We start from the raw sequence: 23671 nt of genomic DNA, 5'->3' as shown, positions 1-23671 counted from the left end.
CGTCGATGGGCCTCTCGCCGATCATGGTCGAGAAGATCTTCGAAGTGGTGCGCTCGATTTCCGCCGAAGGTATGACCGTTCTGCTCGTCGAGCAGAACGCGCGTCTCGCGCTGCAGGCGGCCAATCGCGGCTACGTGATGGACTCCGGTCTGATCACGATGTCGGGCGACGCGAAACAGATGCTCGACGATCCGAAGGTTCGGGCCGCTTACCTGGGTGAATAAGTAGCTGATGAGTTGGACGTGTGCCGTTTATTCGCACACCTTCTTCTTGCAACGCGCCTCACGATGCAACGTCGTGCGGCGCGTTTTTTCTTGCTGACCAGAGCGGGAATTATGGGAGTTTCCCGATAACCGCACTGATTTCATCTTTGGTGAACGCACGCAGTGTTTGCGAGCGGACATTGCCGGCCGAGCCGAGCGCGAAGCCGAAGGCGAGGAAACTCTGCTCGTCTACCGCTTCGACGACCGAGACAATGTCGTATTCCCCCAAGGTCCAGTAGATCTCTTTCATTTCGCAGCCAAAAGATTTCGCCATCTCCGCCGTCTGCCCGGCTCGCTGCGCTGTGTTCTTGATCGCGCGGATTCCCTGATCCGTGAATTGCAGGAGCACCACATAAGTCGCCATGAAGATTCCCCTTAGGATTCAAACGCGTTGGGACTCAGATGCATGAGCCGCCGCGGGGAACTTCGCGAACCGCCGCGAACGTCTTTTCCAGCCCCGGCGTCGCCTCTTGCGTAAACGATTCTAGGCAATCCGTCTGCCCGCCATCTGCTATTTGTCCGAATCCGCCGATATGTGCGCCGCTCGTGAGAGAGCAATGAAAAAGGCCGCATGCGCCAACCAGCGCATGCGGCCTTCTTTAATCAGGTGTACGACGTGAATCAACCCGCCGCGGCTGCGTCCGCGTATTGGCCGAGGCGCTTGCCGAGGCTGATCACCGCATCGGCGCGATAGCCGAGCGCATCGTAGAACGCGCGCACTTCAGCCGACGCCGACGACAGTACCTGCAGGTTCAGCTTCGGACAACCAAGCTTCGTCAGCTCGCTCTCGACATGCGCAACGAGCCGCGTGCCGATGCCGTGACGTCGCAGCGATGCGTCGACCGCGAGCGAATACAGCCAGCCGCGGTGTCCGTCATAGCCGCCCATTACGGTGCCGACGATGCGGCCATCGAGCACCGCGACGAAGAACAGTTCCGGTTGCGTCGCGAGCTTGTTCGCAATCGACAGACGCGGATTGCGCTGCGGTCGCGTCACGTCGCGATACTCGGGAAACACCTGCTGCCATAGCGCGATCACCGCTTCGGTATCGCTCGCGTCGAAGCGGCGGATCGACAGCGTCGTGTTCGTCGTCATCGGTACGCTCCGCAGTGGATTACAGCGAGTCGAGAACCGAGCGCAGCATCGCCAGCATCTGGTCGATCTCTTCGGTCGTCACGTTCAGCGCCGGCATGAAGCGCAGCAGGTTCGGACGCGCGGCGTTCAGCAGCACGCCGTCCGGTTGCAGTTCGCGCGCCTTCTCGACGATCTGGTTGCCGATGTCCTTGCCGAGCAGCAGCGCGCGCAGCAGACCCTCGCCGCGCTCGCCCTTGAAGCCGCGCTCCTCGGACAGCTCGAGCAGCTTCGTGCGCAGGTATTCGCCGCGCGAGCGCACGCCTTCGAGGAAGCCCGGCGCCGTCAGCTGCGAGATCACCGAGTGGCCGACCGCGGTCATCAGCGGATTGCCGTTGTAGGTGCCACCCTGGTCGCCGGCTTCGAACACGGCGATTTCCGCCTTCGACAGCAACGCCGCGAGCGGCACGCCGCCGCCGATGCCCTTGCCGAGCGTCATGATGTCCGGCTCGATGCCCGATAGCTGATACGCGAACAGCGTGCCGGCGCGACCGCAGCCGCTTTGCACTTCATCGACGATCAGCAGAATGTTGTGCTTTTTCGTCAGCTCGCGAAGTTGCTGCATGAATTCGCGGGTTGCAGGGATCACGCCGCCTTCGCCCTGGATCGGCTCGAGCATCACCGCGACGGTTTTCGCGTTGATCAGCTTTTCCACCGACGCGATGTCGTTCAGGTCGGCCTTCGGGAAGCCCGGTACCTGCGGCGCGTAGATCGTGTCCCAGCCCGGCTTGCCGCTGGCCGACATCGTCGCGAGCGTGCGGCCGTGGAAGCTGTGGTCGAACGTGATGATCTCGAACGCGCCGTCCTTGAACTTCCTGCCCCACTTGCGCGCGAGCTTGATCGCGCCTTCGTTCGCCTCGGCGCCGCTGTTCGCGAAGAACACCTTGTCGAAGCAGCTGTGCTGCGTGAGCAGACCCGCGAGCTTCGCCATCGGCTCGTTGTAGAACGCCGGCGACGGGTTGATCAGCAGCCTGGCCTGGCTGTTCAGCGCTTCGATCATGCCGTCGTTGCAGTGGCCGAGGCTGTTGACCGCCCAGCCCTGAATGAAATCCAGGTAGCGCTTGCCGTTGTTGTCGTAAATCCACGAGCCTTTGCCGTGCGTGAAAACGATTTCGGGCCGGTTCGTGATGTACATCAGCGAATCGATTGGATACTCATTGAAATTCATGTCGGCAGGCTCCAGGGCAAAGGGTAAAAGCAGGGTGAAGAAACGGTGACGGTTTGGCCAATAAAAACGGCGGCCGGAAAAGCAGAAAAGCCACGGCATGCCGTGGCTTTCATGATTCGAACAGCTTGCGCCCAGGTTTGTGTGTGGCGCGAGTCCGTGACGAAGCCAGCGGCGTCCCTAGGGGAGCGGCGAGCGGCGACGTCGGAGTTCGGACTGGGTGCGGTTCATGCGCGAAAGAATACGATAAGAAAAGCACCGGTGTAAACCATGAATTTGCACTGGTGCTGCATCAGGGCGAATTTGCCGGCGTGCAATCAGACCGCGTTTGCGAGATCGGCCGCGCTCGTGAACGAGTCCGCATAGAACTCCTCTTCCGGCAACTGGTGATGCTGCGTGAAGTCGCGCAGCGCCGATTCGACCATCACCGGCGCGCCGCATGCGTACACCTGGTAGGCCGACAGATCGGGCAGATCCTCGATCACCGCGCGATGCACGAAGCCCGTGCGGCCCGTCCATGCGTCGCCCGCATCGGGCTCGGAGAGCACCGGCACGAAATTGAAGTTCGGAATCTCGCGCGCCCATTGCTCTGCGAGTTCGAGCAGATACAGGTCTTTCTTGCGGCGCGCGCCCCAGTAAAGCGTCATGGGGCGCGTGATGTTCTTGAACACCGCATGCTCGACGATCGCCTTCAGCGGCGCGAAGCCGGTGCCCGACGCGAGCAGCACGATCGGCTTGTCCGAGTCTTCGCGCAGGAAGAACGTGCCGAGCGGGGCTTCGAAGCGCAGGATGTCGCGCTCCTTCATCGTGTTGAACACGTGGTCGGTGAACGCACCTCCGGGCATATGGCGGATGTGCAGCTCGATCGGGCCTTCGACGTGCGGCGCATTCGCCATCGAATAGCTGCGGCGCTTGCCGTCCTTCAGGATGAATTCGAGGTACTGGCCGGCCAGATATTGCAGGCGCTCGTTGGCGGGCAGTTGCAGCTTCACGATGATCACGTCGTCGGCGCGGCGCTCGATCGCGTTCACGCGACACGGCAGCTTCTTGACCTGCACGTCGCCGACGCCGGCCACTTCGCGGATGTCGACTTCGAGATCGGAGCACGCGGTCGCGCAGCACAGGAGCGCCATGCCGCGGGTCTTTTCGTCGTTCGACAGCGCCGACGACGAGTGCGGGCGCTGTTCGACCTCGCCGCTGACGACGGTGCCCTTGCACGAACCGCACGCGCCGTTCTTGCAGCCGTACGGCAGGCCGATGCCTTGACGCAGCGCTGCGGAGAGCACCGGTTCGTCCTGTTCTACCTGAAACTGCCGGCCGCTTTGCCGGAGCGTGACGTTAAATGCCATAAAGTGTTCGGAATCGAAAAACTGAATCGAAATCGGACCCGCCGGATCAACCGCGCGGTACCTGTTGCATGTGACCGCTACAATGCGCCCACCATGAAAGCGACACGAAATTTCCGCCGGCCGCGCGTGCTGATCGTAGGATGCGGCGACGTCGGCATGCGCTGCGTGCCTCTGTTGCGGCCGCGCGCACATGTCTTCGCATTGACCAGCCATGCCGCGCGCTGCGACGAGTTGCGCGCCGCGGGCGTGACGCCGCTCGTCGGCGATCTCGACGCGCGCCGCAGCCTCAAACGGCTCGCGGGCCTCGCGCCGACGGTGCTGCATCTCGCGCCACCGCAGAGGTCCGGCGACGACGACCGGCGCACCCGCGCGCTGCTTGCGACGCTAGGTGCAGCGGGCCGCATTAACGCTAGCGCGGCGAGATCGTCGGTAGCGCCGATCGCGCGGCTGCGCCGTGCGCGCGCTTCAGGTCTGGACGCTGAAACACCCGCTATTGTACCCGACGGGGTGCGCCGGACCGGCGCTTCGCGGGCTCCGGTGCGCGTCGTTTACGCAAGCACGACGGGCGTCTACGGCGATTGCGGCGGCGCGTGGATCGACGAAACGCGCGCGACGCAGCCCGCGAATGCGCGCGCCAAACGTCGCGTGTCGGCCGAACGGCAGTTGCGGCGCGCGACCGCGCGCGGCAGCGTCGCCGTGAGCATCGCGCGGATTCCCGGTATCTATGCGGCCAACCGCCTGCCGCTCGCGCGGCTCGAAAGACGCACGCCGGCGCTCGTCGATGCCGACGACGTCTACACGAATCACATCCACGCCGACGACCTCGCCGCGATCCTCGTGCGTCTCGCCACGCATGGCCGGCCCGCGCGCGCGCTGCACGCGTCCGACGATTCGTCGCTGAAGATGGGCGAGTATTTCGACGCGGTTGCCGACGCCTTCGGGCTCGCGCGAGCGCCGCGCATCACGCGCGAGCAGGCCGAACAGCAGATCGATCCGATGCTGCTGTCGTTCATGCGCGAGTCGCGCCGCCTTGTGAACCGCCGTCTGAAGGAGGAATTGGGAGTACGTCTGCGCTATCCGAGCGTCGACGATTTCTTGCGCGAAGCGAAGGGGAATGGGAAGGGCAAGGGCGGCTAGGCCAGCAACAGAGACAAAAAATGCCGCCTCGCGGGGCCACCTGGCCCTGCAGAAATAGCACCTGCGTCGCATCGCATCAATGCCCCACGCAAAAAGAGCCGCGCGGTCCAACCAACGTCAGGTCAGCGTCGGTAGCACTTCCAGCAACAGGAAGCACAGCATGCCGCCGATCAATGCGCCGATCAGGTTCGGATGGTACTGGTGCCGCCGCCGCATGATGACCAGCAATCCGCCGACCAGCAGCAGCGCGAAGCAGATAAACGCGATCATCGCGCGCGAAAACGCCATCGTCCCGTCGATATTCATGGCGCCCCTCCTTGAAACCTTTGTAGTCGTTTGTTTAGACGAGTATAGGGCGACATGTAAGCAACGGCATGCTGCAACGCAGCGGCCTATGTGCGGTGCACCGCAATGTGCGCGGGCTTTCGCCGGTGCATCAAGGGCTTAGGTGGCGCTCACTGGGCGCTAGTCGTTTACCCGGCCCGTAGCGCCGCGAGGCCCGCTTCGTCGAGCCATTGCCATGCGCCGGGCGCGAGCGTCGCCGGCAGCGCGAGGCCGCCGATCCGCTCACGATGCAGCGCCTCGCAGCGATTGCCCGAGGCCGCGATCATCCGCTTGACCTGATGGTATTTGCCTTCGAGCACGGTGAGCGCGAGCGTGTGGGTGCCGCGCGTCTGTGCGTCGAGCGCGGCGCTCGGTTTGGTCTCGCCGTGCAGCAGGACGCCGTCGCGCAGCGCGGCGAGCTGCGCGTCATCGAGCGGATGGCGCGTGGTCGCGACGTAGAGCTTCGGCACCTTGCGTTTCGGCGACGTGAACTGATGCACGAACTTGCCGTCGTCGGAGAGCAGCAGCAGGCCCGTGGTGTCCTGATCGAGGCGGCCGACGCACTGCACGCCGCGCTCGGCGAACTGCGGCGGCAGCAGGCTGAACACGCTCAGATGATGCTGCGGATCGCGCGAGCATTCGTAGCCGACCGGCTTGTTCAGCAGCAGATACGCGTGCTCGTGATACGGCCATTCGACGCCGTCGACGCTAAAGCGCAACGCGCGGCTATCGACAGCGAAAACGGCGTCGGCATCGGTGCAGATGGCGCCGTCGATGCCGACGCGGCCGTCGCCGATCAGCGCGCGGCACTGGCGGCGCGAACCGAAACCTTGGGTAAAGAGGATGCTTTCGAGATTCATGGCGAGCGAAGAATAACACCGCAAGAACCGGAGCGCCCCGCAGGCCCCAAGCGCCGACGATGAACGCCTCACATCACATCCCGGGAGTGCATCGATGTCCGCCACCACGTCTTCGCCGTCTTCGCCGGCCGACGCGCAACGACTGCCCCGCGCCTTCCAGCGCCTTGCCTGGTCGAACCTGTGCGCGCAATCGGCCGAGCAGATCAGCCTCGCCGCCGCGCCGCTCGTCGCGGTGTTCGCGCTCGGCGCCAACGCGCGCGATACCGGTCTGCTGCAAACCGCGCAGACGCTGCCGTTCCTGTTGCTGTCGATGCCGCTCGGCGTCTGGGCCGACCGCCGCTCGCGCCGCGTGCTGATGACGCTCGCCGAGAGCGTGCGAGTCTGCGCGATGCTGTGCGTGCTGCTGCTGGTGCTCACGCATGCGCTGAACCTGCCGCTGCTCGCCGCGCTTGGCTTCGTCGCCGCGACGGGCACGGTTGCCTACAACGTCGCGGCGCCTTCGCTGGTGCCGTCGATCGTGCCGCGCGAAGCCTATGCAAGCGCGAACGGCCGGCTCGAACTGGCGCGCAGCGTCGCGTATTCGGCGGGTCCGGCGCTGGGCGGCGTGCTGGTCGGCTGGATCGGCGCGGGCTGGGCGTATGGCGCCGCGGCGGGATTGTCGGCGCTCGCCGTCGCGTTGCTCGCCGGATTGCGCGAGCCGCCGCGCGCGGCCGCGCCGCGGCGGCACTTCATGCTGGAGTTGCGCGACGGCACCCGCTTCGTGCTGCGTGATCCGCTGCTGCTGCCGATCCTGCTGACCGCCGTGTTCTTCAACCTCGGCTTCTTCATTCTGCAGGCGGTCTATGTGCCGTACGCGGTGCATCGGCTCGGGCTCGATGCATCGGCGGTCGGCGTGACGCTCGGCGCGTACGGCGTCGGCATGGTGTGCGGTGCGCTCGCGGCGCCCGCGGTCGCGCGGCGTGTCGCGTTCGGCCGTCTGCTGATCATCGGGCCGTCGTGCGGGCTGCTCGCGTCGCTCGTGATGGTCGCGACGCTCGTCGCGCCATCCTTCTGGCTCGCACTCGCGAGTTTCTTCCTGCTCGGCGCGGGACCGATCCTGTGGGTCGTCGCCTCGACCACGCTGCGTCAGGCGATCACGCCCGAACGGATGATCGGCCGCGTGTCCGCGCTGATCAGCACGGCCACCTATGGCGCGCGGCCGGTGGGCGCATTGCTGGGCGCCGCGCTCAGCGCGCGCTGGAGCATCGACGTGTGTCTGGTTGCGGCGGCGTTTGCGTTTCTGGTGCAGGCGCTGATCATCGTGATGTCACCGGTGGCGCGGCTGATGGACATTCCCGAGCGGAGCGCGGCGGCGTGTTGAGCGCGGCGCCAGGCGCGCGTTGAAAGCTTCCGGTCGCCCCGATGAAAATGCATTTTCCTCGGGGCGCAGCATATCGCGGATGTTGAACTCCTTGCCTGAAGGGCTTCGGTCGGTGAAAACCCTCAAATATGAAAATGAATTTTTTTCGGCGCGGGTTTCATGTAAATATGTTTTCATCGAGTCCACCTCGCAAAGCCGCGCCTGTCCGCTCGCATGATCCACCACCCGTCCGCTGTGTCGAACCCCGCCGAGCAGGCCATTGCCGCGCGCATCTCCGCCGCGATGCCGACGCTCACGCCGATCCACCAGCGCATGGGCGAGTACGTGCTGGCCAACCTGTTCCGCGCGGCGACGATGCGCATCGACGAACTCGCGAGTGTGGTTGGCGCGTCGGTGGCGAGCGCGAATCGCTTTGCGCGCGCGCTCGGCTTCGACGGTTACCCGCAGTTTCGCGAGGCGCTCGTGCGCGGCTTCGAGGCGACGCTCGCGCCGGTCGAACGGCTGCGCAGCGCGCAGGAAACGCTCGCGGCCGATGACGACCTGATCGACGCGTCGCTCGAGCAGGCCGCCGATAATCTGCACGCAACGCGTACATCGATCGATCGCGCGACCGCCGATGCCGCCGTCGACGCGATCATCGCCGCGCGCCGCGTATTCGTGATCGGCTTCGGCGCCAGCGCGTTGCTCGCGAGCCTGATGGAGCACGGCCTGCTGCCGTATCACGACAACGTGCATTCGCTTGCGCTGAGCGGCGGGCCGTCGCATGCGGCGCGGCATCTCGTGCGTTCGGGCGCGGGCGATCTCGTGATCGGTATCGCGTTTCCGCGCTATGTCGAAGACACGATCGAGCTTGCGCGCCGCGCGTCCGAGCGCGGTGCGCGCGTGCTCGCGCTCACCGACGGTCCACGCTCGCCGCTCGTGCGTTTCGCGGACCTGGCGCTGTATATCCGCACCGACCGGCGTCTCGCATCGAATGCCGATTCGGCCGTGCTCGCGGTCATCGAGGCGTTGTGCGACGCGGTCGCGTATCGCGCGCAACGCTCGGTCAAGGCGGCCGCCGAGGTCAGCGAGTTCGTGCTGCCGTGGCTGTTCGATCCGCAGTCCGGCGCGGCCGGCGCTGTGCAGGAACCGGCGCGCGCCGCGAGCAAAGCCGCGCGCGCAAAGGCCGACGGCAGCCAGACCAAAGGCATCAAAGCAACGGATACCGAAGCAAAAGCCACCCCGGCAGTCCGCACTCCCCGAACCAACCGCACTCCACGATCCAAACGATGAACTCCAACGCAGTCATTGCCATTCACGGCGGGGCAGGGACGATCCTGCGCACGTCGATGTCGGCCAGCGCCGAAGCCGAATATCACGCGGCGCTCAACGCGGTACTGAGCGCCGGCCAGCGCGTGCTCGCCGACGGCGGCAGCGCGCTCGACGCGGTCAGTGAAGCGGTGCGGCTGCTCGAAGACTGCGCGCTCTTCAATGCGGGTCACGGCGCGGTCTACACGGCGGCCGGCACGCACGAACTCGACGCCGCGATCATGGACGGCCGCACGCTCGACGCGGGCGCGATCTGTTGCGTGAAGCGCGTGCGCAATCCGGTTCTCGCCGCGCGCCGCGTGCTCGAGCGCAGCGACCACGTGCTGTTCACCGGCGAAGGCGCGGAAGCTTTCGCGGCCGCGCAGGGGCTCGAGTTCGTCGATAACAGCTACTTCGATACCGACGCGCGCTATCGCCAATGGCAACTGGCACGCGAGCAGCAGCGTCCGATGCTCGATCACGACGCAGCGACGCTCGCGTCCGCGTCGCCGAACAACGACGACCCGATGGCGCACGAGCCGATCGATCCGAACCGCAAGTTCGGCACCGTCGGCGCGGTTGCGCTCGACCGTCACGGGCATCTGGCCGCCGCGACCTCGACCGGTGGCGTGACCAACAAGCAGGTGGGCCGTGTCGGCGACACGCCGCTGATCGGCGCCGGCTGCTATGCGGACGACGCGACCTGCGCGGTGTCGACCACCGGCTCCGGCGAAATGTTCATGCGCATGGTCGCCGCCTACGACGTCGCTGCACAGATGGCCTATCGCCAGGTGTCGCTCGAACAAGCCGCGCACGACGTCGTGATGAACCGCTTGCCGAAGATCGACGGACGCGGCGGACTCGTCGCCGTCGACGTGCATGGCAACGTCACGCTGCCGTTCAATACCGAAGGCATGTACCGCGGCTTCGCGCGGTTGGGCGAAGCGCCGGTGACGGCGATCTATCGCTAGGCGCGGGCGCGTGTCGCCACACTGCTGAAGCTCCGTTAGCCGCGTTCGAATTCAAAGCAAAGGAATCACCGTGCCGACTTCCTCGCACACCGCCGGTCCGCTCATCGAAACCCTGCCGCCGCAGCGCGTGCTCGCGGTCGACGATCTGACGGTCGCGTTCCGCCGCGGCGACTCAACGTTCAACGCGGTGCGCAATCTGTCCTTTACGGTCGAGCGCGGCGAAACGCTCGCGATCGTCGGCGAATCGGGCTCGGGCAAGTCGGTCACGTCGCTGGCGCTGATGCGGCTGATCGAGCATGGCGGCGGGCGACTTGCCGGCGGCAGCATCGCGTTCCGGCGGCGCGACGGCAGCGTGCTCGATCTCGCGAAGACGTCTTCCGGCACGATGCGCACGGTGCGCGGCGCCGACATCGCGATGATCTTCCAGGAGCCGATGACCTCGCTCAATCCGGTCTTTACGGTCGGCGACCAGATCAGCGAGGCGATCGCGCTGCACCAGGGCAAGAGCCGCGAGGCCGCGCGCGCCGAAACCTTGCGTCTGCTCGAACTCGTGCGGATTCCGGAGGCGCGGCGCGTCGCCGCGCGTTATCCGCATCAACTGTCGGGCGGGATGCGCCAGCGCGTGATGATCGCGATGGCATTGTCGTGCAAACCCGCGCTGCTGATCGCCGACGAGCCGACCACCGCGCTCGACGTGACGATTCAGGCGCAGATTCTGCAACTGATCCGCGGCTTGCAGGACGAGATGAACATGGGCGTGATCTTCATCACGCACGACATGGGCGTGGTCGCCGAAGTGGCCGACCGCGTGCTCGTGATGTATCGCGGCGAGAAGGTCGAGGAGGGCGCATCCGATACGCTCTTCGCCGCGCCGTCGCATCTGTACACGAAGGCGCTGCTCGCGGCGGTGCCCCGGCTCGGCTCGATGCACGGCACCGATCAGCCCGCGCGCTTCCCGATCCTGAGCGTCGAGCAGGCCGGCGCGAACGGCGCCGATGCCGCGGTGCAGCCCGCCGCGGCCGTCGCCGAGGAGGCGCAGCCGCTGGTGCGCGACGACACGCCGCCGATTCTGCGCGTGCGCGATCTGGTCACGCGCTTTCCGGTGCGTAGCGGCCTGTTCGGCCGCATGACGGGCCGCGTGCACGCGGTCGAAAAAGTCAGCTTCGATCTGCGGCCCGGCGAGACGCTCGCGCTGGTCGGCGAATCGGGCTGCGGCAAGTCGACCACTGGCCGCTCGCTGCTGCGGCTCGTCGAAAGTCAGAGCGGCTCGATCGAATTCGCTGGCAAGGAAATCAGCTCGCTAAGTGGGCCCGCATTGCAGGCGCTGCGCCGCGATATCCAGTTTATTTTCCAGGACCCGTTCGCGTCGTTGAATCCGCGCTTGACCGTCGGCTTCTCGATCATGGAGCCGCTGCTCGTGCACGGCGTCGCGCAGGGTGCCGAAGCGCAGGCGCGCGTCGCGTGGCTGCTCGAGAAAGTCGGCTTGCCGGCCGAGGCCGCGCGCCGCTATCCGCATGAGTTTTCGGGCGGGCAGCGTCAGCGGATTGCGATTGCCCGCGCGCTCGCGCTGAATCCGAAAGTCGTGATCGCCGACGAATCGGTGTCCGCGCTCGACGTCTCGGTGCAGGCGCAGATCGTCAATCTGATGCTCGATCTGCAGCGCGAACTCGGCGTCGCCTATCTGTTCATATCGCACGACATGGCGGTGGTCGAGCGCGTCAGTCATCGCGTCGCGGTGATGTATCTCGGCCAGATCGTCGAGATCGGCCCGCGCCGCGCGGTGTTCGAGGCGCCGCAGCATCCGTACACGAAGAAGCTGATGAGCGCGGTGCCGGTCGCCGATCCCGCGCGCCGTCACGCGAAACGCCTGCTCGCCGCCGACGATATTCCGAGCCCGATCCGCGCGCTGCACGACGAGCCGGTGGTCGCGCCGCTCGTGGCGGTGGGACCGGATCACTTCGTCGCGCAGCATCGCGTCGGCGGCGCTTATTGAGCGAAGCGCCGCCTCGCGTTGAAGCAGAAAGACCCGAAGCAAAGCCGCAGCACCGGCAACCGCAGCACAAAGCCACTGAAGCGCAAGCCAACCATAAAGACCGTGTCACACCCTTAACTCGCAGCCTGGAGCAATCTCATGAACCTGCTGTTCCCGTCCTCTCCGTTTCGTTTGCGCGCGCTCGTCAGCGGCGGCGCGGTGGTGTTCGCGATGCTCGCGGGCAATCTGGCGCACGCCGAAACCACGGCCGTGATGGCCGTCGCGTCGACCTTCACGTCGCTCGATCCGTACGACGCGAACGACACGCTGTCGCAGGCGGTCGCGAAATCGTTCTACCAGGGGCTGTTCGGCTTCGACAAGGACATGAAGCTCGTCAACGTGCTGGCCGACAGCTATGAAGCGAGCCCCGACGCGCGCGTCTATACGATCAAGCTGCGCCATGGCGTGAAGTTCCAGGACGGCACCGACTTCAATGCGGCCGCCGTGAAGGCGAACTTCGACCGCGTGACCGATCCGGCCAACAAGCTGAAGCGCTACAACATGTTCAGCCGCATCGAGAAGACCGAAGTGGTCGATCCGTACACGGTGCGCGTCACGCTGAAGGCGCCGTTCTCGGCGTTCATCAATGTGCTCGCGCATCCGTCGGCGGTGATGATTTCGCCGGACGCGCTGAAGAAGTACGGCAAGGACATCGCGTTTCATCCGGTCGGCACGGGTCCGTTCGAACTCGTCAAGTGGGACCCGGCCGGCGACCTGACCGTGAAGAAGTTCGGCGGCTACTGGAAGAAGGGCTATCCGAAGATCGACGCGATCGACTGGAAGCCGGTCGTCGACAACAACACGCGCGCCGCGCTGATGCGCACCGGCGAAGCGGACTTCGCGTTCCAGGTGCCGTTCGAGCAGGCCGCGCAACTGCAGTCGAGCCCGAAGGTCGATCTAATCGCGGCGCCGTCGATCATCGAGCGCTACATCAGCATGAACATGAACCAGAAGCCGTTCGACAACCCGAAGGTACGTGAAGCGCTGAACTACGCGGTCAACAAGGAAGCGCTGACGAAGGTCGCGTTCGCCGGTTACGCGACGCCGGCCGACGGCGTGGTGCCGGAGGGCGTCGACTATGCTGTCAAGCTCGGGCCGTGGCCGTACGATCCGGCGAAGGCGCGCGCACTGCTGAAGGAAGCGGGCTATCCGAACGGTTTCGAAACGACGCTGTGGTCCGCGTATAACTACTCGACCGCGCAGAAGGTGATCCAGTTCGTGCAGCAGCAGCTCGCGCAGGTCGGCATCAAGGCGAGCGTCGAGGCGCTCGAAGCGGGGCAGCGCGTCGCCAGGGTCGAAAGCGCGCAGGACCCGGCGACCGCGCCGGTGCGCATGTACTACGCGGGCTGGTCGTCGTCGACCGGCGAGGCGGACTGGGCGATCAGCCCGCTGCTCGCGGGCTACTCGATGCCGCCGAAGATGGTCAACACGTCGTACTACAAGAGCGACGCGGTCGACAACGATCTGAAGCAGGCGCTCGAAACCACCGACCGCACGCAGAAGGCCGCGCTCTACACCGACGCGCAGAAGCGCATCTGGGCCGACGCGCCGTGGATCTTCCTCGTCAAGGAGAAGGTCGTGTATGCGCGCAGCAAGCGTCTGTCGGGCGCTTACGTCGCGCCGGACGGCTCGTTCAACTTCGACGAGATCGCGATCAAGTGATGAGCTGACGAGGCGGCACACGTTTCGTCGTGGCCCGCCTCGTTTCACACATTCGCCGCTCATTTGCCGGACTGGTTTCATGCTGAACTTCCTCGTCAAACGTCTGCTAGGCCTGCTGCCGACGCTTTTCATCGTCGCCGTGCTGGTGTTCCTGTTCGTGCACCTGCTGCCGGGCGACCCGGCGCGGCTCGCCGCCGGTCCCGAAGCGGACGAGGCGACCGTCGCGCTGGTGCGCGCCGACCTCGGGCTCGACAAGCCGATGCCGCAGCAGTTCGTCCGTTTCTTCTGGCGCATGGCGCACGGCGACTTCGGTATTTCGACGCGCAGCAAGCGGCCGGTGAGCCAGGAGATCGCGGAGCGCTTTTTCCCGACGCTGTGGCTGACGATCGCGAGCATGGTGTGGGCGGTCGTGATCGGCATGGCGATCGGCATCGCCTCGGCGGTGTGGCGCAACCGCTGGCCGGATCGGCTGGGCATGACGCTCGCGGTGTCGGGCATTTCGTTTCCCGCGTTCGCGCTCGGCATGCTGCTGATGGAGATTTTTTCGGTGCAGCTCGGCTGGCTGCCGATCGTCGGCGACGGTTCGTGGCGCAGCTACGTGCTGCCGTCGCTGACGCTCGGCGCGGCGGTCGCGGCCGTGATGGCGCGCTTCACCCGCGCCTCGTTCGTCGAGGTGCTGCACGAGGACTTCGTGCGCACCGCGCGCGCGAAGGGCGTGCCCGAGCGGCTCGTGATCATCAAGCACTGCCTGCGCAACGCGCTGATTCCCGTCGTCACGATGATGGGTCTGCAGTTCGGCTTTCTGCTAGGCGGCTCGATCGTCGTCGAAGTGGTGTTCAACTGGCCGGGCTTGGGGCGCTTGCTCGTCGATGCGGTGTCGATGCGCGACTATCCGATCATCCAGGCCGAGGTGCTGTTGTTCTCGCTCGAATTCATCATCATCAATCTGATCGTCGACGTGATGTACGCGGTGATCAACCCGACCATCCGTTTTAAGTGAGGCCCGCATGAGCACCACTGCCACCGGGCCGAACGCGGCCAATCCCGCGGTCGCCGAACGCGCGATCCGCACGCCGTGGAGCGAGTTCTGGCGCAAGTTCCGTAAGCAGCATGTCGCGCTGGCCGCCGGCGTGTTCGTGCTGCTCTTGATCGTGATCGCGATCATCGCGCCGCATATCGTGCCGTACGACCCCGAGAACTTCTTCGACTACGACGCGCTGAACGCGGGGCCGTCGGCCGCGCACTGGTTCGGCGTCGATTCGCTGGGCCGCGATATTTTCAGCCGCATCCTCGTCGGTTCACGCATTTCGCTCGAAGCGGGCTTTCTGTCCGTTGCGATCGGCGCGGTGATCGGCACGTTCTTCGGTCTGCTTGCCGGTTACTACGAGGGCTGGTGGGATCGCATCACGATGCGCGTGGCCGACGTGCTGTTCGCGTTTCCCGGCATTCTGCTCGCGATCGGCGTGGTCGCGATTCTCGGCAACGGCATGATCAACGTGATCTGCGCGGTCGCGATCTTCAGCATTCCGGCGTTCGCGCGGCTCGTGCGCGGCAATACGCTGATGCTCAAGCAGCTCACCTATATCGAAGCGGCGCGCAGCATCGGCGCGTCGGACTGGACCATCATCGTGCGGCATATTCTGCCGGGCACGATTTCATCGGTCGTCGTGTATCTGACGATGCGTATCGGCACCTCGATCATCACGGCGGCGAGCCTGTCATTTCTCGGCCTGGGCGCGCAGCCGCCGACGCCGGAGTGGGGCGCGATGCTCAACGAAGCGCGCGCCGACATGGTGACCGCGCCACATATCGCGCTGTTTCCGAGCCTCGCTATTTTCCTGACCGTGCTCGCGTTCAATCTGCTCGGCGACGGTCTGCGCGATGCGCTCGATCCGAAGCTGGATCGGCCATGAGCATGAGCAACGATCATTCGGATGAGCGCGCACCGCATATCGGCGGGTTGCCGGCCGGCGCGCTCGGCACGATCGCCGACGTTGACGGCGTCAGCGTCGGTCATTGCACGCTGGCCGAAGGCGCGTTGCAAACCGGCGTGACCGTGATCCGGCCGCATCGCGGCGATCCGTTCGTCGACAAGGTGCCGGCCGCCGCGTCGGTGATCAACGGCTTCGGCAAGAGCGTCGGGCTCGTGCAGCTCGACGAGCTCGGCACGCTGGAGACGCCGATCGCGCTGACCAATACGTTCGGCGTCGGTACGGTCGCGCAGGCGCAGATCCGCGCGGCGATTCGCGCGAATCCGCGCATCGGCCGCGAATGGTCGACGGTCAATCCGCTCGTGTTCGAATGCAACGACGGCTACCTGAACGATATTCAGGCGCTCGCCGTGACCGAACAGCATTTCAACGAAGCGTTCGATGCAGCAAGTACCAATGTCGCGCGCGGTGCGCTCGGCGCCGGGCGCGGCATGTCGTGCTTCGATCTGAAGGGCGGCATCGGCACTGCGTCGCGCGTAGTCAGCGCGGCGGGCCGTGACTACACCGTCGGTGCGCTCGTGCTGGCCAACTTCGGCCGTCTGCCGATGTTGACGATCTTCGGCACGCCGCTCGGCCGCGTGCTGGCCGAACGCGCGGCTGCCGCTGATGCAAGCTCCGGCAAACCCGAGCAAGGCTCGATCATCATGATCGTCGCAACCGATGCACCGCTCGACGCGCGCCAGTTGAAACGCCTGTCGTTGCGCGCGGCGGCGGGTCTCGCGCGCACCGGCTCGGTGTACGGTCACGGCAGCGGCGATATCGCGTTGGCGTTTTCGACCGCATACACGGTGCCGCACGGCGCGGACTTCGTCGCGCTGCCGCCGCTCGTCGCCGATCATTGCCTCGACCCGCTGTTTCGCGCCTGCGCCGACAGCGTCGAACAGGCGATCGTCGATGCGTTGTGGAGCGCCGAGTCCGTCATCGGTCGCGATGGCCATCGGCGCCTGTCGCTGCGCGACAGCGTCCCCGACCTTGCCCAACTTCTGAGGAATTCCGCGCGATGAAAGTCCTGATCTCCACCGACATCGAAGGCATCGCCGGTGTGTTCCATGCCGAGCAGACGCGCGCGGGCAACGGCGAATACGAAGCCGCGCGACGCTGGATGACGCTCGAAGCCAATGCCGCCATCGAAGGCGCGTTCGCGGGCGGCGCGACTGACGTATGGGTCAACGATTCGCACGGCGGCTTTCGCAACCTGCTGCCCGATCTGCTCGATCCGCGCGCGCAGGTCGTGCTCGGCAAGCCGCGCACGCTCGGCATGATGGCCGGGCTCGAATACGGCGCGGCACTGGTCTTCATGATCGGCTATCACGCGAAGGCGCAAACGCGCGGCATCCTCGCGCACACGATCAACAGCTTCGCGTTCGCGCGCGTCGCGTTCAATGGCGTGGAGCTTGGCGAAGCGGGGCTGTACGGCGCGCTCGCTGAAGAATATGGCGCACGTGTCGCGCTTTTATCGGGTGACGACGTGTTCGCCGAGGAAACCGCGCCGCGTTTTCCCGGTGCGCGTTTCGTCGTGACGAAAACTGCGACCGGCCAGGCAAGCGGCGTCACGCAGTCGCCCGCGAGCGTGCGCGAGGCGCTGCAAGCCGCCGCGCGCGACGTGGTCCGTCAGCATATCGAAGCGGGCCGCGCGCCTGCCGCGACGCGCGCGGAGCCGCGAGCAATTGACTGCGAACTGCGCGTGCAAACGAGCGGGCTCGCCGATCTGTTCTGCCAATGGCCGACGCTCACGCGGGTCGATGGCGTGACGTTGCGTTTCAGTGCGGCGTCGGCCGAGCATGCGGTGCGGATGCTGAACTGTCTGTCGGCGATGTCGTTCATGCTGCGCTGAGCCGCCGCTCGCCGAGCCGCTGACAGCTTATCGCGGTGACCTACTGCTGCTGCCGGCTCAACTCGCGCGCCGCGTGATCGATCGCGTCGGCCACGGCCCTGGCGTGGGACACCGGCGCAAGATGGCTCGACGAAACAGGCACCACTTTCGCGCCGATGCGCGCGGCGATCGTCTTCTGCAGTTCGGGCGACACCGCGTGGTCTTTAGTCGTCAGCACGTACCACGATGGTTTGTCTTTCCAGCCGATCTGATCGACCGGTTCGTCGAATGCGCTCGCGGCGATCGGCACCTGCGCGGCGGCGAGCACGCGGGTGACGGTCTCGGGCACGTCGGCGGCGAGGTCGGCGTGATAGCGCGCGCGGTCGATCCACAAGAATCCGTTCGCGTCCTTGCTGATGCTCTGGCCGGCCGGCCTTCATCACGTCCATCGCTGATTCGTTCAACTGCGGCGCGAGCGCGGCGACATACACGAGCCCGGCAACGTTCGGCGCATTGCCGGCGACCTCGGTGATCACCACGCCGCCCCACGAATGCCCGACCAGCAGCACCGGGCCGTTCTCGCGATCGAGCACGCGGCGGGTCGCGGCAACGTCGTCGGCGAGCGACGTCAGCGGGTTCTGCACCGAGCTCACGTGATAGCCCTTTTGCTGCAGCTTCGCGACCACGCCGTTCCAGCTCGATCCGTCGACGAACGCGCCATGCACGAGCACGATGTTGCGCACCGGGCCGCCGAGGGCGGCGGCAGGCTGCGCGCTGGCGGAAGCGGGGCCGGCCGCCGTCTGGGCAAGCACGGACGTACCGACGCCCGCGAAACAGAGGCACAACACAGCGGCGCAAAGCAAACGTTTGGGCAACATGTCGAAGCTCCGCAGCTTGAAAAGTGGACTCCGGCAACATACTCGCGTGCCATCCCCGTGACAATCACAATCCAAGCGCTTAAGTGCGGCGCACAACGAAGGCGGGCGGCTCCGAACGTCAGAGGAATATCGGTCGGGTAAAATTGTCGGTTTTGCCGGACCGGAACGTGCTTTCTGGCCGTGCAACGGGCCACAGCGCTGCCTTCGACGGCGTTCTACACGCAGCGGCCACACGCGGCGATCTCCACACAACAGGGCGTAATGAATAGTGCAAAGCAGCAAGAGGGCCTGAAGCGCGGGCTCAAGAATCGTCACATCCAGTTGATCGCGCTGGGTGGCGCGATCGGCACAGGCCTCTTTCTCGGCTCCGCCAGCGTGCTGCAGGCCGCGGGTCCGTCGATGATCCTCGGCTACGCGATCGGCGGCATCATCGCGTTCATGATCATGCGCCAGCTCGGCGAGATGGTCGCCCAGGAGCCGGTCGCCGGCTCGTTCAGCCACTTCGCATACAAGTACTGGGGCGATTTCCCGGGCTTCCTGTCGGGCTGGAACTACTGGGTGCTCTATGTGCTCGTCAGCATGGCCGAGCTGACCGCGGTCGGCACGTACGTGCATTTCTGGTGGCCGGGCGTGCCGACATGGCTGTCGGCGCTGGTGTGCTTCGCGATCATCAACGCTATCAATCTCGCCAACGTAAAGGCCTACGGCGAAACCGAGTTCTGGTTCGCGATCATCAAGGTCGCGGCGGTGATCGGCATGATCGTATTCGGCGGCTATCTGCTGATCAGCGGTCACGGCGGCCCGCAGGCGACGGTCGCGAACCTGTGGAGCCACGGCGGCTTTTTCCCGCACGGCTTTCACGGCCTGTTCATGATGCTGGCGGTGATCATGTTCTCGTTCGGCGGCCTGGAGTTAATTGGCATTACGGCGGCCGAGGCCGCCGAGCCGCAGAAAAGCATCCCGAAGGCCGTGAACCAGGTGATCCTGCGGATCCTGATTTTCTATATCTGCTCGCTCGCGGTGCTGCTGTCGCTGTATCCGTGGAACGAGGTGGCGGCGGGCGGCAGCCCGTTCGTGATGATCTTCTCGCAGATGGGCTCGTCGCTGACCGCCAACGTGCTGAACGTGGTCGTGCTGACCGCGGCGCTGTCGGTGTACAACAGCGGCGTCTACGCGAATAGCCGCATGCTGTACGGTCTCGCCGAACAGGGCAACGCGCCGCGCGCGCTGCTGAAGGTCGACCGGCGCGGCGTGCCGTATCTGGCGATCGGTCTGTCCGCGCTCGCGACGTTCGCATGCGTGATCATCAACTACGTGATCCCGGCCGAAGCGCTCGGTCTGCTGATGTCGCTGGTAGTCGCGGCGCTGGTGCTGAACTGGGCGCTGATCAGCCTCACGCATCTGAAGTCGCGCAAGGCGATGGTGGCCGCGGGCGAGACGCTGGTGTTCCGCTCGTTCTGGTTTCCACTGAGCAACTGGATCTGCCTCGCGTTCATGGCGCTGATCCTCGTGATTCTGGCGCTGACGCCGGGCTTGTCGGTCTCGGTGTGGCTGGTGCCGGCATGGCTCGTGCTAATGTGGGGCGGCTACGTGATCAAGCGGCGTCGCGAGGTGGCGCGCGCTGGCGCCGGGGTTGCGAGCTGATCTTCACGCGCCGAAGTTCCCCGCATAGGTCGCTCCCGTGTGGGCGAGCGCACAGATCGTTTTTTGCGAACCGGTAATCTCTGTCCGGTCGTCCGGCACCAAGCCGGCGCGGAGAGACACGATGTTCAACGCAGCTGCCGTACGGACCAGGTCGAACTTCGGCGCGGGCGCCGCGCTCCTTCTGCTGATTGCGGTAGCCTGCCTCGCGCTGCGCATCCTGCACGTCGTCGCGAAGTTTCGTGGCGACGTCCCCGACGCCTTCGGCGATTTCAATTTCTATCTGTACGCGTTCCACGTCGTATTGCATGACCCGGCGCGCCTGTACGACCACGACGCACTGATCGCGTTTTTGCAGGGCATCGGCGCGCGCTCGACCGGCGACGACATCTTCTACGCCTACCCGCCGCAGTTCTCGCTAGCGTTTGCGCCGCTCGCGCTGCTGACGCCGCTCGCCGCGAAAATCGTCTGGGTGAGTGCGTCGATCGTGTTGTTCGCGCTGGCTTTGTATCTCGTCGTCACGATGGCGTACCGCGGCACCGAGCGCAGTGTGAAGCTGCTGCTGGTGGCGGTCGCGCTGCTGAGCTTTCCGCTCGTCGAAGATACCTACGACGGCCAGTCGAACGAACTGCTGTTCTTCCTGCTGATTGCGACCTTCGCGCTGATCGAGCGTGGCAAAGGCTATGCCGCGGGACTCTTTCTCGGCTTCGCGATCGCGATCAAGCTCACGCCTCTCGCCGTCGCCGGTCTGCTGTTGCTGCGCCGCGAATGGCGCACGTTCGTCATGGCGTGCGTGGTTGCGATTGCCTTCACGCTGATTACCGGAGCGCGGCTCGGCTTCGACGTTCTGTGGCACTACTTCGTGTCGGACATGCCGCGCCTGAACGGCATGGCAATGGCGATGAGCGGAGGCGGCGCGCCGATGAACAACGCCGTGCGGGGCGCATTGCAGACGCTATCGGCGACGCTCGGCATGCCGGTGTCCGGTACGTTGCTGTCGATTGTGTCGCACGGGTTGGTGCTGGCAGCTTGCCTGTTGTCGGCATGTCTTGTGTTTCGCCGCCATCGGGACAGCCGCATCGACTACGCGCTCGCCTCGATGACGATGCTCGTGGCTTACCCGATCCTCGAGCCGATCCACATGATGCTCGCGTCGATCCCGTTGCTGATTCTGCTGGGCACCGCATTCGAAGCGCGCGACGGGCAACTGTCGGCACTCGGTCCGAGACTGGAGATGTTGCTGGCCGCGGTCGTCGTGGTCTTGCTGTTCTTTGCGGCGCGGTTTGTGTCGTACACGGTCGCGGCGCTCGTCATTTACGGACTCTGTGTTGCAAGGTACTTTCCACCGTCAGAAGTGGGATCGCGAGAGCGGGCTTACCAGCCTGGATGAACGATCCCGGTGTGGCGCGGCTCCTCATAAGGGCTTCGCATGAAGATGCAATGGGTATCAGAGAATTGCTCGCGGAGCAGGATGCAAAGTTCGTGAGCCTGCGGGCGCGGAGCCTCCATGTTCTTGCGGGGGCTTTTCTGTTTCTTCGGAAGGCGGACATTTTGGGCGGTCGCCCATGTACGGACTGCCTGTCGCACGGTAATTATCTGACTGCTGCCAACTCCGGCAGCGACTTCAGATAGACCAACGACACACCTATGTCCCTGTCCGTATTTGAGATGCACTCCGTGGAGCTGTTCTGCCAGCGGCCACTGCGTGCCTGTTATGTCATTTGTGACGAGTGGCACTATAAAGCGTGCCTTGGCAAGGCAGCAGACCGTCAGAAGGCCAGGGCGGAGACCCGGGAATTTCTCGAGATTGCCGCACTGAATCACGGGAAGTGGGAGGAGGACCGGAAGCTGGTCAGGCGTATCCAGAAGACTGGCTGGCTGTTTTTCCATAGCGCGCGGTACCGTAACCCCGACACCGATGGATGGTGGGTCATCGTTGCTCTTCTCGAAGAGGTTCGCCGGGGCAAACTGCTTGCCATTAGAGGTCCGCGTAATGGCCTGTTTCCGTCACCTTACCGCAGCACGCCGCTAAGGAATCCTGTAGCGAGGACCGGCAGTCATCCGGACGGCGAACCCACTCTGTCCGTCGAGTATGATCCGGCCACCTGGCAAGCCCAGTTAGCCGCTGCGCGCGCAGCCAGGGCGACACCGCCACACATCGAGATACCGCAGGCACTGACCAAGGCGCAGCGGTGGCAGACGCGCAAGGCGCTGATTGCGACGGGCAATGCGGCCATGTCCGGGCGCGTGCGGGCGGCGGCTGAACGGCTCGCACGCAACAATGTCGCGGCGGAGAAGGCCAGACTCTCCTATCATGTCTACGAGCCGTCCGGGCCGGTGCCCGAAGGGTGGGCGAACCGCAGCGGGGATAGGGGATTTCTGGATCAATATCGACTTGATCCGCTTGATCTGAAAATAGAAGGTTCAAATTTCCGGGCGCAGCTATATGAACCCGATCCTGATGTCTTCGGCGGAGAGATGAAGCCCACACTCGCGTTCAAGGGAACCGAAATGACGAGCCTGAGCGACTGGTCGAACAACTTTAACCAGAGCGTGGATTGGAAATCGCCTTACTATGAGCGTGCCGTAGATATTGGATGGAAGATGCGCCGCACGCAGGCGCCAATTGATATTGCCGGACACTCGCTAGGTGGCGGTCTGTGCTCTGCCGCTTCTTTGGCCAGCGGCAAGGACTGCTGGAGCTTCAACGCCGCCGGTCTGCACCCGAAGACGGTCGAACACTACGGCGGCCAGGCCACGCCATCGAACATCAATGCCTACCATGTGAACGGCGACATTCTGACCGTCGCACAGACGTGGACGCCCCTGCCCGGTGCAGCCGGTACTCCCTATCTCCTTCCCGGCAGCGGCTCGCCCGTGTCGCGGCACTTCATCACGCAGGCAATTGACGGCATCGAGCAGCAGAAGGCGGAGGACATCACCGTACTTGAAACACTGTCATAGCGAGGCTGAAAGCGATGAAAACACTCAGCCGAATCCTTATCGTGCCGGTGCTGTTACTGGCGCTATCTCCTGTGGTTCATGCAATGAAAAAATTTCCCGCCACTGATTTTTTTAGCGGCCCGCAACTCGAACTGGCGCAGGCCATCGAACGCGGCGACATGGAGCAGGTCCGGCGACTGGCACCAACGACCGATCTGAACACGCCGGGACGCAAGAACATGACGATGCTGTTTTTTGCGTTTCAGGAAGCATTGCAGCGCGACCCGCATCGGCTTGCGGTTGCGTCGGAGGTGGTGAGGGCCGGGGCCGATCCTTTGCAGACCGTACCGGATTTTGGTAGTCCCCTCGGAGTGGTGCTCAACAGCTCGCACCCGGAATTCCTGAGCGCGATGCTGGACGGCGGGGTTGACCCCAACACCATGATCGAGGGCCGCAGACCCATCATTTTCTTTGTTGCAAGAGAGTCGACATCCGACTCACTCAAGCTGCTGGTCGAGCGCGGCGCGGATGTGAACCGACGCGATTCGTTGCGCAATTCAGTGCTGTATGAAGCGCTGGCAAATCGCGCACTGGATCAGATTGACTACCTGCTGGATCATGGGGCAAAGCCCAACACCTACAACATTAACGGCGAGTCATTCCCATTAGGGATCTGGGACGACCTTAATACCTTCGCGCCTGATTCACCGGCCTACAGGAAGCTGGTCCGAATTCGGGACCGCATCATCAGCATGGGCGTGAAATGGCCTCCCGAGACTCCGGAACAGATCAACGCACATTGGGGAGCCAATCCTCCGCGCCGGCTCGATGACAGCAAGCTTCCGCTGCCTTGAGGCAGAAACG

20 protein-coding genes and 2 pseudogenes are annotated in these 23671 nt (G+C 64.8%); 15 read left to right on the top strand and 7 right to left on the bottom strand.

Translation table 11 applies throughout. The features are described 5' to 3' along the window. Positions 1 to 224: pseudogene (locus tag AB3X89_RS21145) on the top strand (ABC transporter ATP-binding protein); the annotation flags it as partial. 109 nt (positions 225 to 333) lie between these two features. Here the strand turns inward: AB3X89_RS21145 and AB3X89_RS21140 are convergent. From AB3X89_RS21140 to AB3X89_RS21125, 4 genes are all read right to left on the bottom strand, one after another. Continuing rightward, positions 334 to 627 carry a GYD domain-containing protein gene (locus tag AB3X89_RS21140; RefSeq protein WP_368584990.1) on the bottom strand — a complete coding sequence of 98 codons (294 nt, stop codon included), beginning with the start codon at positions 625 to 627 and terminating at the stop codon, positions 334 to 336. Positions 628 to 884: 257 nt separating this feature from the next. Next, positions 885 to 1358 carry a GNAT family acetyltransferase gene (locus AB3X89_RS21135; protein WP_368584989.1) on the bottom strand — a complete coding sequence of 158 codons (474 nt, stop codon included), beginning with the start codon at positions 1356 to 1358 and terminating at the stop codon, positions 885 to 887. Positions 1359 to 1377: 19 nt separating this feature from the next. Continuing rightward, positions 1378 to 2562, bottom strand: coding sequence for an acetylornithine transaminase (locus AB3X89_RS21130; protein WP_368584988.1), 1185 nt, complete (start codon positions 2560 to 2562; stop codon positions 1378 to 1380). 314 nt (positions 2563 to 2876) lie between these two features. Continuing rightward, positions 2877 to 3908 (bottom strand): CDP-6-deoxy-delta-3,4-glucoseen reductase, encoded by a 1032-nt coding sequence (locus AB3X89_RS21125; RefSeq protein WP_368584987.1) that lies wholly within the window; start codon positions 3906 to 3908, stop codon positions 2877 to 2879. A gap of 93 nt (positions 3909 to 4001) precedes the next feature. Here AB3X89_RS21125 and AB3X89_RS21120 point away from each other — a divergent pair, with 93 nt between their 5' ends. Next, complete coding sequence (locus AB3X89_RS21120) at positions 4002 to 5045, top strand: NAD-dependent epimerase/dehydratase family protein (RefSeq protein ID WP_368584986.1); 1044 nt, start codon at positions 4002 to 4004, stop codon at positions 5043 to 5045. 117 nt (positions 5046 to 5162) lie between these two features. Here the strand turns inward: AB3X89_RS21120 and AB3X89_RS21115 are convergent, their stop codons facing one another. Beyond that, a complete protein-coding gene (locus AB3X89_RS21115; RefSeq protein WP_176124444.1) occupies positions 5163 to 5351 on the bottom strand; it encodes a hypothetical protein in 189 nt (62 codons plus the stop codon). 167 nt (positions 5352 to 5518) lie between these two features. Beyond that, positions 5519 to 6229, bottom strand: coding sequence for a pseudouridine synthase (locus AB3X89_RS21110; RefSeq protein ID WP_368584985.1), 711 nt, complete (start codon positions 6227 to 6229; stop codon positions 5519 to 5521). Positions 6230 to 6323: 94 nt separating this feature from the next. On the opposite strand from AB3X89_RS21110, the gene AB3X89_RS21105 reads away from it, so the two are divergent. The 9 genes from AB3X89_RS21105 (at position 6324) to AB3X89_RS21065 (ending at position 17366) form a co-directional block, all read left to right on the top strand. Further along, positions 6324 to 7589 carry an MFS transporter gene (locus AB3X89_RS21105; RefSeq protein ID WP_368584984.1) on the top strand — a complete coding sequence of 422 codons (1266 nt, stop codon included), beginning with the start codon at positions 6324 to 6326 and terminating at the stop codon, positions 7587 to 7589. A gap of 213 nt (positions 7590 to 7802) precedes the next feature. Further along, positions 7803 to 8861 carry a MurR/RpiR family transcriptional regulator gene (locus AB3X89_RS21100; RefSeq protein WP_368584983.1) on the top strand — a complete coding sequence of 353 codons (1059 nt, stop codon included), beginning with the start codon at positions 7803 to 7805 and terminating at the stop codon, positions 8859 to 8861. Then, positions 8858 to 9847, top strand: a complete 990-nt coding sequence (locus tag AB3X89_RS21095; protein ID WP_368584982.1) for an isoaspartyl peptidase/L-asparaginase family protein — start codon at positions 8858 to 8860, stop codon at positions 9845 to 9847. The genes AB3X89_RS21100 and AB3X89_RS21095 overlap by 4 nt, the downstream gene beginning before the upstream one ends. A gap of 70 nt (positions 9848 to 9917) precedes the next feature. Then, positions 9918 to 11840, top strand: coding sequence for a dipeptide ABC transporter ATP-binding protein (locus tag AB3X89_RS21090; RefSeq protein WP_368584981.1), 1923 nt, complete (start codon positions 9918 to 9920; stop codon positions 11838 to 11840). A 138-nt stretch (positions 11841 to 11978) separates the two neighbouring features. Beyond that, positions 11979 to 13541: a glutathione ABC transporter substrate-binding protein GsiB gene (gene gsiB / locus AB3X89_RS21085; protein WP_368584980.1), complete on the top strand. Its 1563-nt coding sequence runs from the start codon at positions 11979 to 11981 to the stop codon at positions 13539 to 13541. 79 nt (positions 13542 to 13620) lie between these two features. Continuing rightward, a complete protein-coding gene (gene gsiC / locus AB3X89_RS21080) occupies positions 13621 to 14541 on the top strand; it encodes a glutathione ABC transporter permease GsiC (protein ID WP_368584979.1) in 921 nt (306 codons plus the stop codon). A gap of 7 nt (positions 14542 to 14548) precedes the next feature. Further along, positions 14549 to 15454, top strand: a complete 906-nt coding sequence (gene gsiD, locus AB3X89_RS21075; protein WP_368584978.1) for a glutathione ABC transporter permease GsiD — start codon at positions 14549 to 14551, stop codon at positions 15452 to 15454. Further along, the gene (locus AB3X89_RS21070) at positions 15451 to 16536 is read left to right on the top strand and encodes a P1 family peptidase (protein ID WP_368584977.1); all 1086 of its coding nucleotides are present in this window, start codon (positions 15451 to 15453) and stop codon (positions 16534 to 16536) included. Before gsiD ends, AB3X89_RS21070 begins: the two co-directional genes overlap by 4 nt. Next, positions 16533 to 17366, top strand: a complete 834-nt coding sequence (locus tag AB3X89_RS21065; protein WP_368584976.1) for a M55 family metallopeptidase — start codon at positions 16533 to 16535, stop codon at positions 17364 to 17366. Before AB3X89_RS21070 ends, AB3X89_RS21065 begins: the two co-directional genes overlap by 4 nt. 40 nt (positions 17367 to 17406) lie before the next feature. On the opposite strand, the pseudogene AB3X89_RS21060 reads toward AB3X89_RS21065, so the two are convergent. Further along, positions 17407 to 18223 (bottom strand): annotated as a pseudogene (locus AB3X89_RS21060) (alpha/beta fold hydrolase). Positions 18224 to 18484: 261 nt separating this feature from the next. Between AB3X89_RS21060 and AB3X89_RS21055 the strand changes: the two are divergent. The 4 genes from AB3X89_RS21055 to AB3X89_RS21040 all read left to right on the top strand — a co-directional run bounded on the left by AB3X89_RS21055 (position 18485) and on the right by AB3X89_RS21040 (position 23661). Then, a complete protein-coding gene (locus AB3X89_RS21055; protein WP_368584975.1) occupies positions 18485 to 19867 on the top strand; it encodes an amino acid permease in 1383 nt (460 codons plus the stop codon). Positions 19868 to 19988: 121 nt separating this feature from the next. After that, the gene (locus tag AB3X89_RS21050) at positions 19989 to 21254 is read left to right on the top strand and encodes a glycosyltransferase family 87 protein (protein WP_368584974.1); all 1266 of its coding nucleotides are present in this window, start codon (positions 19989 to 19991) and stop codon (positions 21252 to 21254) included. Positions 21255 to 21511: 257 nt separating this feature from the next. Continuing rightward, a complete protein-coding gene (locus AB3X89_RS21045) occupies positions 21512 to 22828 on the top strand; it encodes a hypothetical protein (protein ID WP_368584973.1) in 1317 nt (438 codons plus the stop codon). A gap of 14 nt (positions 22829 to 22842) precedes the next feature. Next, entirely contained in the window at positions 22843 to 23661 is an 819-nt protein-coding gene (locus tag AB3X89_RS21040; protein WP_368584972.1) for an ankyrin repeat domain-containing protein, read from the top strand. Positions 23662 to 23671 lie beyond the last annotated feature (10 nt).

The sequence above is a fragment of the Paraburkholderia sp. BR14320 genome (genome assembly GCF_040948665.1).
Classification (GTDB): Bacteria; Pseudomonadota; Gammaproteobacteria; order Burkholderiales; family Burkholderiaceae; genus Paraburkholderia; species Paraburkholderia youngii.
This window is presented reverse-complemented; position numbering and strand designations above follow the sequence as displayed.

Coding starts and splice junctions, on each gene's coding strand:
- AB3X89_RS21070 (WP_368584977.1), top strand. CDS start 15,451: ATGAGCATGAGCAACGATCATTCGGATGAGCGCGCACCGCATATCGGC.
- AB3X89_RS21050 (WP_368584974.1), top strand. CDS start 19,989: ATGTTCAACGCAGCTGCCGTACGGACCAGGTCGAACTTCGGCGCGGGC.
- AB3X89_RS21130 (WP_368584988.1), bottom strand. CDS start 2,562: ATGAATTTCAATGAGTATCCAATCGATTCGCTGATGTACATCACGAAC.
- gsiB (WP_368584980.1), top strand. CDS start 11,979: ATGAACCTGCTGTTCCCGTCCTCTCCGTTTCGTTTGCGCGCGCTCGTC.
- gsiC (WP_368584979.1), top strand. CDS start 13,621: ATGCTGAACTTCCTCGTCAAACGTCTGCTAGGCCTGCTGCCGACGCTT.
- AB3X89_RS21040 (WP_368584972.1), top strand. CDS start 22,843: ATGAAAACACTCAGCCGAATCCTTATCGTGCCGGTGCTGTTACTGGCG.
- AB3X89_RS21120 (WP_368584986.1), top strand. CDS start 4,002: ATGAAAGCGACACGAAATTTCCGCCGGCCGCGCGTGCTGATCGTAGGA.
- AB3X89_RS21140 (WP_368584990.1), bottom strand. CDS start 627: ATGGCGACTTATGTGGTGCTCCTGCAATTCACGGATCAGGGAATCCGC.
- AB3X89_RS21135 (WP_368584989.1), bottom strand. CDS start 1,358: ATGACGACGAACACGACGCTGTCGATCCGCCGCTTCGACGCGAGCGAT.
- AB3X89_RS21095 (WP_368584982.1), top strand. CDS start 8,858: ATGAACTCCAACGCAGTCATTGCCATTCACGGCGGGGCAGGGACGATC.
- AB3X89_RS21100 (WP_368584983.1), top strand. CDS start 7,803: ATGATCCACCACCCGTCCGCTGTGTCGAACCCCGCCGAGCAGGCCATT.
- AB3X89_RS21125 (WP_368584987.1), bottom strand. CDS start 3,908: ATGGCATTTAACGTCACGCTCCGGCAAAGCGGCCGGCAGTTTCAGGTA.
- AB3X89_RS21105 (WP_368584984.1), top strand. CDS start 6,324: ATGTCCGCCACCACGTCTTCGCCGTCTTCGCCGGCCGACGCGCAACGA.
- AB3X89_RS21115 (WP_176124444.1), bottom strand. CDS start 5,351: ATGAATATCGACGGGACGATGGCGTTTTCGCGCGCGATGATCGCGTTT.
- gsiD (WP_368584978.1), top strand. CDS start 14,549: ATGAGCACCACTGCCACCGGGCCGAACGCGGCCAATCCCGCGGTCGCC.
- AB3X89_RS21055 (WP_368584975.1), top strand. CDS start 18,485: ATGAATAGTGCAAAGCAGCAAGAGGGCCTGAAGCGCGGGCTCAAGAAT.
- AB3X89_RS21045 (WP_368584973.1), top strand. CDS start 21,512: ATGTCCCTGTCCGTATTTGAGATGCACTCCGTGGAGCTGTTCTGCCAG.
- AB3X89_RS21110 (WP_368584985.1), bottom strand. CDS start 6,229: ATGAATCTCGAAAGCATCCTCTTTACCCAAGGTTTCGGTTCGCGCCGC.
- AB3X89_RS21065 (WP_368584976.1), top strand. CDS start 16,533: ATGAAAGTCCTGATCTCCACCGACATCGAAGGCATCGCCGGTGTGTTC.